Genomic DNA, 9,177 nt, shown 5'->3' with positions numbered 1-9,177 from the left:
CAGGTTGGACCGCGCAAGGGCAAGCCTGAGACATTTCTCGGACTTCGAGTCCGCTATTTAGATTAGGAACCTTGCGGCGAAATCCATCGGGGCCGGCAGGCACGTCCTGCGATCGAGTCCGGATATAAGTCCGCAACCACCCTCCCCGCCACGATCAAAATCGCCTTGCAAATGGGAGGCGACCATATAAGAAATGTCGCGTTTTGCCCTCGGTATGCTTGCCGGTTCCTCATGGGACTGTGGAGCCGGCCTTGCAGCGAACAACACTGGTGACATTGAACATGCGAGAACTCGACCGCCTGAAGGTGATTCAGGCCGTGGTGGATACGGGCTTGAAGCCCGGACGTGCGGCCGAACGGCTGGGCTTGACGGTACGACAGGTCCAGCGGCTGGTGGAGCGTTACTGCGAGTCTGGTGCGGCGGGACTGGCCTCGCGCAAGCGTGGCAGTCCTGGCAACCGGCGATTGGACGAGGAACTGGCTCAACGGGCGCTGACGATCATCCGCGACCGCTACGCCGATTTCGGACCGACGCTGGCCTGCGAGAAGCTGTACGAGTGCCACGGCATCCGCCTCGCCAAGGAAACGGTGCGGCGGCTGATGACGGATGCCGGCCTATGGGTGCCGAGGCGGCAGCGCCCGCCGAAGATCTATCAGCCGCGGGCACGGCGCGCGTGCCTGGGCGAACTGGTGCAGATCGACGGCAGCGAGCATGCGTGGTTCGAGGACCGGGCGCCGGCCTGCACGCTGCTGGTGTACGTGGACGACGCGACGAGCCGGCTGATGCAGTTGCACTTCACGGCGACCGAGTCGACCTTCAGCTACTTCGAGGCGACCCATGCGTACATCGAACGCCACGGTAAGCCGATGGCGTTATACAGCGATAAGTACAGCGTGTTTCGCAACACCAGCGCCGAGCGCACTGGCCGCAGCGTGACGCATTTCGGCCGGGCGATGTACGAGTTGAACATCGACGCGTTCTGCGCGAACAGCAGCCCGGCCAAGGGACGCGTCGAGCGCGCGCACCTGACGCTCCAGGATCGGCTGGTGAAGGAACTGCGGCTGCGCGGAATCAACACGGTGGCCGACGCCAACGCTTACGCGCCCTCCTTCATGGCGGCCTACAACGCACGCTTTGCGAAGTCACCGAAGAGCAGCTTCGACACGCACCGGCCGCTGCGCGCCGACGAGGATCTGGATCTGGTGTTCACGTGGCGCGAAACGCGGAAAGTGACGAAGTCGCTGACGGTGCAGTACGACCGGGTGATGTACCTGCTGGACGACACGCCGGAGAACCGGAAGCTGATCGATCGATATATCGATGTCTGGGAGTACCCGGATGGACGTATTGAACTGCGGGCGGATGCACGCGTGCTGCCTTGCAGGCAGTACGACCGGCTGGCCGAGATCGATCAGGGTGCAATCGTGGAACACAAGCGTTTGAGTCACGCGCTGCAGGTCGCGCAGGCGATTCAGGCACAACGCGATAACAGCCGGATCGGTAAGGCGCCCTCCCGAACACATTTGGGCGATTCGACCCGGACCAACCGGAAAGAGCGCGAACCGGGCAAGAAGAAGCAGCGCGAGTTCACGCAAGCGGACGTCGAGCAGGTGATCGTGGATCTGGCAAAGCGCAAACAGGCGCAACCGCCACCCGGCAAACCGGGCCGGCGGTCTGCAAAGGACAGTGGAACGAGCGTGAGCGCCCTGCCCGTTCAGGACCAGCTCTTCGACACTGCGTGATCCTTAACCCGTAAAAGACAAGGCAACAACCCACGAAAACCGGACATTTTTAATTAGCTGGGAAGTGGACATCTGAATCTGGGTATGACAAATCGCAATGATGAAGTGTTCAATTGGACACTTCGAGAGCATCCTGCAACGTTGGTTCGGCAGGCGATGTCGGCTCATGCCGGCCTCTGCGCGAACCCGCGGTATCGTCGGGTCGGATCTTGAACCAGATCGAATACATGGCCGGCAGGAATACCAGAGTCAGAATCGTCCCGGCGAACGTTCCACCGATCAGCGTGTACGCCAGCGTTCCCCAGAACACCGAATGGGTCAGTGGAATGAACGCGAGAATCGCCGCCATGGCCGTCAGGATCACCGGACGCGCACGCTGCACGGTGGCTTCGACGACCGCATGGAACGGATCCAGTCCCGCGTGTTCGTTCTGGTGGATCTGCCCGATCAGAATCAGCGTGTTGCGCATCAGGATGCCCGACAGCGCGATGAGACCGACCAGCGCATTGATGCCGAACGGCTGCCCGAACAGAATCAATGTCGGCACGACCCCGATCAGGCCGAGCGGGCTGGTCATGAACACCATCACCATCGCGGAGATCGAACGAACCTGGAAGATGATGATGACCAGCGTAATCGCCAGCATGATCGGAAACAGCGGCGCCATGGCCGTCGTCGCCTTGCCTGACTCCTCGATCGAGCCCGCCTGTTCGATGCGATATCCGCTGGGCAGCTTGGCCATGATCGGCTGAAGCTGCTTGCTGATTGCGGTCGAGACATCCGGCGGCTGCAGGCCGTCGGCGATGTCGCCGCGCACGGTGATCGTCGGCTCGCGATCGCGCCAGCGCATGATCGGCTCCTCCATCCGGACGTCGACCTTGCCGATCTGCGACAGCGGGATGCGTTGTCCGTTGGCGCCCGCCAGCGTGAAGTCGCCGAGCCGCGCTGGATCGAGACGCACATCGCCCGCCGATCGCGCGACGACATGTACGGTGCGAATATCCTCACGCACGGCAGTGACCGGCACACCGGTCAGCAGGAACTGCAGTTGCTGCGCGACGGCGCTGGACGTCAATCCCACCGCCTGCAGACGGTCCTGTTGCAACGTAAAGTGAAGCGTCGGCGCGCGCGTGCCCCAGTCGGCATTGACCGTGCGCATCATCGGGCTGCCGACCATCACGCGCTGAACGTCGGCGGCGATGCCGCGCAGCTTGTCGGGATCGGGGCCCGTGATCCGGTAGGCCACCGGGAACGGCGAATACGGGCCGAACACGAGTTGCGTGACGCGCACGCGCGCTTCCGGCGCAAGACCGTCGGCGATGGCGCGCCGCAGCCGCTCCTTCAACGCATCGCGCTCATCCTGACTGTCCGTGCGGACCACGACCTTCGCGAACGACGGGTCAGGCAGTTCCGGTCCCATCGCAAGATAAAAGCGTGGCGCACCTTGCCCGACGTAGGCAGTGACGATCCGGGCTTCCTTTTGTCCGGCAAGCCATGCCTCGACCTTGGCTGTGGCGGCGCTGGTTTGCGAGATCGACGTCCCATAGGGCATCTGCACCTCGATGAGCACTTCGGGGCGATCGGAGACGGGAAAGAACTGCTTCTTGACGACCGCCATACCGAGGATAGCCAACGTGAAGAGGCCGACGACCGTTCCAGCGACCAGCCATTTGCGTGCGATCACGCGCGCCAGCAACTGGCGAAAACGGTTATAGCGCGGCGTGTCGTACAGTGCGTCGTGGCCGCCTTCGACCTTCTCGAAGTCGGGCAGCATCTTGACGCCGAGATAGGGCGTGAAGACCACCGCGACGACCCACGATGCGATCAACGCTATGCCGACGATCCAGAACATGTTGCTGGTGTATTCGCCGGCCGAGGAACGTGCGAATCCGTTGGGCATGAAGCCGACCGCCGTCACCAGGGTGCCCGACAGCATCGGCGCCGCAGTGTGGCTCCACGCATAGGCAGAGGCGGCCACGCGGCTATAGCCCTCCTCCATCTTCACCACCATCATTTCGATCGCGATGATCGCGTCGTCGACAAGTAGCCCGAGCGCGAGGATCAGCGATCCCAGCGTGATGCGATCGAAGTTTTTGCCCGTTGCGGCCATCACGACGAAGACCATCGCCAGCGTCAACGGTACGGCAGCCGCAACGACGAGGCCCACGCGCCAGCCCATGCTGACGAAACTCACGAGCATGACCACCAGCAGCGCGGCGAAGAACTTGACCATGAACTCGTTGACCGCCGAGCTGATGTTCACGGCCTGATCCGTGACCTTGGTGACGCTCATGCCCAGCGGCAACCCGGCATTGATAGCGCCGACCTCGCTGTCCAGTGCCTTGCCGAGGTCGAGCCCGTTCCAGCCGTCGCGCATCACGATGCCCAGCAGCAGCGCCGGTTCGCCGTTGTTGCGGATCATGAACGTCGCCGGATCTTCATAGCCGCGCTCGACGGTGGCGATGTCCGACAGCTTCAGCGTGCGACCCTGCGAGACGATCGGCGTGTCGCGAATCTTCTGCAGCTTGTCGAATGCGCCGTCCAGGCGAATGAAGATTTCCGGCCCGCGCGTCTCGACGGAGCCGGCCGGCGTCAGCGCGTTCTGGCCGTTGAGCGCGGCGAACACGTCCTGCGGGCTGACGCCGAGCGTGGCGAGCCGGTCGTGCGACAGTTGGATATAGATGCGCTCGGCCTGCTCGCCGATGATGTTGACCTTCTTCACCCCAGGCACATGCAGCAGCCGTTGACGCAGCGTCTCCGCGTCGCGTACTAGCAGGCGCTGCGGCTCGCCCTTGGCCTTCAGCGCGAAGAGTGCGAACGTGACGTCGGCGTATTCGTCGTTGACCATCGGCCCGATGACGCCCGACGGAAGATTGTTCGCCTCGTCGCCGATCTTTTTTCGAGCCTGATAGAACTGCTCCTGCACTTCTGACGGCGGCGTGCTGTCGAGCAACGTCAAGGTCGTGAAGGCCAGGCCGGGGCGCGTATAGGTCTCGGTCCGGTCGTACCAGCGCAGCTCCTGCATGCGCTTTTCGATCTTCTCTGCGACCTGGTCGTGCATTTCCTGCGCGGTGGCGCCAGGCCATGCGGTGATGATGGTCATCACCTTGACCGTGAACACCGGGTCTTCCGCGCGGCCCAGCTTGAAGAAGGAAACGAGCCCGGCCAACGAAATCAGGCAGATCAGGAACAGGGTGATGGCGCGCTCGCGCACGGCGAGCGCCGACAGATTGAATCGACCTTCGCTCACGGACGGGCCCCCTCGCCTGCCATCGCGATGGCCTGGCCGGACACGCGCACCTGTTCGCCTTCACGCAGCAACTGGGCGCCGAGCGCGACGACGCGGTCGCCTTGCTTGAGTGCGCCGGATACGCGGGCGCTGTCGTCGTCCAGATGATCGACCGCGACCGGCCGCCACGCAACCTTGGCCGGCTCGCCGTTGATGATCCACACCCCGGGCCCTTTGCCGGCATCCAGCAATGCGCCGATCGGTACCTGCAAGCCGCCTTGCAGCGCCGGGCGCGCGTCCGGTATCTCAATCGTGGCGGTCGCGCCGAGCGGTGCGGCGGCCAACGCACCCTGCAGGACATAGCGCGCTTCGAAGGTGCGCGTACGAGGATCGGCGGTATCGGATAGCTGGCGCAGCGTCGCGGGAACGATCACGCCCTGCTTGCCGAACAGCGCAGCCTGCGCGATCGAGCCGACGGCCGGGCGCAGGGTTTCCGGCAACTGGATGACGACTTCCCGCCGGCCGGCATGGGCGAGGCGCACCACAGGCTGGCCCGCGCTGACGACCTGCCCCGGTTCCGCCAGCGTTTCCATGACGACGCCGTCGCCGTCAGCAACGAGCTCGGCATAGCCGGTTGCATTGCGCGCGACGTTGGCGTCAGCCTCCGCGGCGCTGAGCTGGGCTTGGGCGGCATCTGCCGCCGCCTTGATCTGATCATAGGCCGATGCCGATATCGCACCGGTGCCGCGCAGTTCGCGGTAGCGGTTCTCGTCCTGTGCAGTCTGCAGTGCCCGTGCTCGCGCCGCGGTGACTGCGTCCTGGCGTGCGCGCGCCGCCAGCTTCAGGTCGACGGGATCGATGCGCATCAGCGGCTGACCGCGCTTGACCGATTGTCCGGTGTCGACGAGCCGTTCAAGCACCTTGCCGGAGACGCGAAACCCAAGATCGCTCTGTACACGTGCGGCGACGGTTCCTGTGAACGAGCGGGAGGCCGGGGCTGCTGCCTGCACGACGGCAGTACGCACGAGGGGGGCCTCGGTGCGCGGATCGGACGGTACTTTTCCACTGCAAGCGACTAGCGCAAGTGGCAGCGTGGAAGCGACTGCGGAGAGAGCGAGGCGACGCCAAAGCATGAAAGTCCCATTGACGAAGTAATTGGGACTTTCATTTTGATTCTAGTGACCAAATTAGTCAATGGTCACAATCTCGATCGCATCATGGTGACAGGCTGCGGAGCACGAGGCTGGACAATTGCGCGGGCGCGACGGCGGTGTAATCGAAGTTGTGCTGCAGCAGCAGCGGGTTGAGGTAGGGGCGCATCACCAGATAGATCGCCATCGTGGTTTCGTCGAGCGGCGTCTTGCGCTCGAAGTCGCCGCGCTGCCTGCCCTCCAGCAGGATCTCCTGCAGCAGCGCCTGGACGCGCGCTTCGTAGGCAATGACCGACTGCCAGTTTTCTGTGGCCGCGGATGCGGCGATTTCGTACAGCTTGCGGTCCTGGAAAAACAGGCGAAGGCTCGCTTCGGTGAAGACCTTGAACACCCGCCGCAGCTTCTCGGAGGGCAAATCGGCCTCCCCGACTGCCGCCCGCACCTCGGCTTCGATCTGGCTCAGGCAGTTGGCGCAGATCATTTCGCCGATGGCTTGTTTCGACTCGAAAAATTTGTAGATATAGGCCTTCGAAAAACCGATGGCACGGGCCAGATCGGAGACCGTCGTCTTTTCGTAGCCGTACTGGCTGAAGTGCTCGGTGGCGGCGGCAACGATCTGATCGCGTACGTCGTGGTCGGCCGGGCCACGCGCCGGGATGGGGGAAAGGTCGGCATTTTTCATGGGCTCAAGATTACCGCCAGTTTCTCTCATGGACAACCAGTGACCATTTGGTATTATGGTCACTCCTTGGTTATGCCAGCGAGCACCCATGCCCCGTAAAAATATTCTCGCAGTGTTGACTGCCGCGAGCGTCCTGACAGGCTGTGCGGTCGGTCCCGATTATGTTCAGCCCGAGGTCGCGATGCCCGATCGATTTCAAGGCCAGGCCGCGGTCGATCAGCGGCATGCGAGCGCCTCTTCAGACCTCGCCATCTGGTGGGCCGGCTTTGAGGACCCGCAGCTGACTCGGTTCGTGGCGCTGGCACTGGAACAGAACCTCGATCTTGCGCAGGCCATGGCCCGCGTTACGCAGGCACGTGCGGGACTCGGGGCAGCCAACGCCGCGCTGTTGCCGTCGGGCGAGGTCAGCGGCCAGGCGGCGCGCGTCTATCAATCGGTCGAAACACCATTGGGGCGCGTGTTGAATTCGGCGCCCGACTTCGATCGCCACGGCAATGACTACGAGGCCAACTTCAACGCAAGCTGGGAACTGGACGTGTTCGGGGGACTGCGTCGTGGACGAGAAGCGGCGCTCGCCGACTATCGGGCGTCGGAGGCGGGTGCTGTGGCGACGCGATTGGCCGTGGCCGCGCAAACGGCCGACATCTACATCAGCATTCGCGGGTTGCAGGCGCGTCTGCGGGTGGCGCGCGATCAGGTGCGGACGCAACAGGATCTGCTCTCCACCATCAGGCTTCTGTATGGCAAGGGACTGGCGGCCGAACTTCAAGTGAACCAGGCCGAAGGCGCTCTCGCCCAAGTTCAGGCGTCCGTCCCGGTTCTGGAGACCGGCCTGGAGGCCGCGATGAACGCGCTGGATGTCATGCTGGGTTCGCAGCCCGGTACGCATCGTGCCGAACTGGCCGATGCTGGCGGTATCCCGGCCACCCCGCGGATCACGGCTACCGGATCTCCGGGCGAATTGCTGACACGCAGGCCCGACCTGATCGTGGCCGAGCGCCGCCTTGCGGCATCGAACGCACGCATCGGGGTCGCCATCGCCGAGTACTACCCCAAACTGTCGCTCAGTGGATTGATCGGCAGCGCCACCTCCGTGGCCAGTGGCAACCTGTTCTCGAGCGGTGCGAATCAGGCCGCGGGCGTGATCGGGTTGCGCTGGCGCCTGTTTGATTTCGGTCGCATCAACGCGCAGATCCAACAGGCCAAGGGCCAGACAGCAGAAAACCTGGCCGCCTATCGGCTTGCCGTGCTTCATGCGACCGAGGACGTGGAAAACGCGTTCTCCGCACTGGTGAAACGCGACGAGCAGGCAACCGTGCTCGCGTCCGGCGTGAACTCGCTCGGGCGGGCGCGTGGTGCGTCGTTTGCGGCATATCAGAATGGCGTCGTCAGCCTGGTCGAAGTGTTGCAGGCCGACGAGCGCCTGCTGCGCGCATCCGATGAACGGGTGCAGGCACAAACCGAATCGGCACGCGCGGCGGTGGCTGCGTTCAAGGCGCTCGGTGGCGGTTGGCAGCCTGGTGAACTCGAAGCGGTCGCGAGCAAATAGCAAGCGCGGGACCAAGCGACTTTCACCGAATACCGCTTCGGGCCGTTGCCGCCCACCGGGATGAGCGCTTTGTCGCCTTTACCAAAACGGCTGACGCGAACAGAAAATCGCGAGCGAACGCGGCGGCGCTTGCTCGATGCGGCAGCGCTGCGCATCGCCGAGAAAGGGTTTGCTGCAACCAGCGTGGAGGACATCGTTGCGCGGGCCGGCTATACCCGCGGCGCGTTTTACTCGAACTTCAGCAACACAGTCGATATGTTCGTCGAGCTGCTTCGGGCGGATCACCAGCACTTCCGGGAAGCCATCCAAGCGTTGCTCGATGCCACGCCGCCAGGCGAAGACCCGCAAACGCAGCTCGCGTCGCTGGTCGAGCGGTATTACCGCGACGACGACAGCTACATCATCTGGGCCGAGGCGCGTCTGCACGCAATGCGCGACGCGAGTTTCCGGCAACGCATGAACGCCCTCTGCGTCGAAAGGCGCGATCTCATCGTGTCCTTCATCGAACGGTGCGGTGAGCGCATCGGCGTGCGGCTGCCCCACTCTTATGCAGACCGCGCGCTTGTCGCGATCGCACTGATGGACGGCATCCGGTACTTCAACATGACGATCGCTGACGCGTTGCCGAACGCGCCGACCAGAAAGAACCTGAACGACGTGTTCATGCGGATGCTCGTTGATGAATGGATGCTTGACATGCTGGGACGTCAGTGACCAGGGGCGGTATATCGGGGACAGATTTTCGGCATGCGCCACCAAAAAAATATTAGCACCCAAGTCCACGATTTCTATAACACTGCACATCGGATGCCAAAAATACAAAA

At 63.4% G+C, this 9,177-nt stretch carries 6 protein-coding genes; 3 read left to right on the top strand and 3 right to left on the bottom strand.

The window, feature by feature from the left end:
- Positions 1-281: 281 nt before the first annotated feature.
- A complete protein-coding gene (locus tag G3N94_RS11345) occupies positions 282-1,742 on the top strand; it encodes an ISNCY family transposase (RefSeq protein WP_205792469.1) in 1,461 nt (486 codons plus the stop codon).
- 109 nt (positions 1,743-1,851) lie between these two features.
- On the opposite strand, the gene G3N94_RS11340 is transcribed toward G3N94_RS11345, so the two are convergent.
- The 3 genes from G3N94_RS11340 to G3N94_RS11330 form a co-directional block, all read right to left on the bottom strand.
- Complete coding sequence (locus G3N94_RS11340) at positions 1,852-4,992, bottom strand: efflux RND transporter permease subunit (protein ID WP_205792468.1); 3,141 nt, start codon at positions 4,990-4,992, stop codon at positions 1,852-1,854.
- Complete coding sequence (locus tag G3N94_RS11335) at positions 4,989-6,104, bottom strand: efflux RND transporter periplasmic adaptor subunit (RefSeq protein WP_205792467.1); 1,116 nt, start codon at positions 6,102-6,104, stop codon at positions 4,989-4,991. Before G3N94_RS11335 ends, G3N94_RS11340 begins: the two co-directional genes overlap by 4 nt.
- Positions 6,105-6,186: 82 nt before the next feature.
- Complete coding sequence (locus G3N94_RS11330; protein ID WP_205792466.1) at positions 6,187-6,804, bottom strand: TetR/AcrR family transcriptional regulator; 618 nt, start codon at positions 6,802-6,804, stop codon at positions 6,187-6,189.
- 88 nt (positions 6,805-6,892) lie between these two features.
- Here G3N94_RS11330 and G3N94_RS11325 point away from each other — a divergent pair, with 88 nt between their 5' ends.
- Positions 6,893-8,353: a TolC family protein gene (locus G3N94_RS11325; RefSeq protein ID WP_205792465.1), complete on the top strand. Its 1,461-nt coding sequence runs from the start codon at positions 6,893-6,895 to the stop codon at positions 8,351-8,353.
- A 129-nt stretch (positions 8,354-8,482) separates the two neighbouring features.
- Entirely contained in the window at positions 8,483-9,067 is a 585-nt protein-coding gene (locus tag G3N94_RS11320; RefSeq protein WP_241021759.1) for a TetR/AcrR family transcriptional regulator, read from the top strand.
- Positions 9,068-9,177: the final 110 nt, after the last annotated feature.

The sequence above is a fragment of the Burkholderia sp. Ac-20353 genome (genome assembly GCF_017104785.1).
Classification (GTDB): domain Bacteria; phylum Pseudomonadota; class Gammaproteobacteria; order Burkholderiales; family Burkholderiaceae; genus Burkholderia.
The sequence above is the reverse complement of the archived record's forward strand: the minus strand, read 5'-3'. Positions and strand labels throughout refer to the sequence as shown.